1 protein-coding gene is annotated in these 456 nt (G+C 37.1%); it reads right to left on the reverse strand.

Going from position 1 to position 456, the window contains the following annotated elements; translation table 11 throughout:
• Positions 1 to 30: 30 nt before the first annotated feature.
• Positions 31 to 456, reverse strand: a 426-nt coding sequence (locus D7X74_RS45425) for an IucA/IucC family C-terminal-domain containing protein (protein ID WP_309250509.1), incomplete at its 5' end; no start/stop codon positions are given.

Genomic DNA, 456 nt, shown 5'->3' on the forward strand with positions numbered 1-456 from the left:
AGTTGGTGCATCACTCTAGTCTTTACACGATTAAGAATTGTTTGATTCACAATACGATACCTCCTTGTTATGACAAATTGGATTTGGTATATGTGTATAAATAGGGTTTGCACCACAATCATTCAATTTACTCATCAAATTCGCTTTAGCCGCAATGGTCGGCGTTTGATATAAATCTTCTACACAGTCAACAAATACTGCGTTATTCGCGTATTCTTTTTTCCAAGTCATAAGACGATGCGCTACAAGTTGCCATAACACAACTTCATTTCTAGTCGCTTTACCAATAGTTGATACTAAATGTCCTAAGTGATTTACTACAACATAATATTTAAGACGATGCCATGCTTCATCATGTGCATATACAACAGGGCTTGATGCTGCCACAACATTTGGCACAAGCTGTTTTTCAGTAGCAATCGTTCTAGATAGACAAATGCCTTCAAGATCTCTGAC

This window comes from Corallococcus sp. CA047B, assembly GCF_003612065.1.
Taxonomy (GTDB): Bacteria; Myxococcota; Myxococcia; order Myxococcales; family Myxococcaceae; genus Corallococcus; species Corallococcus praedator.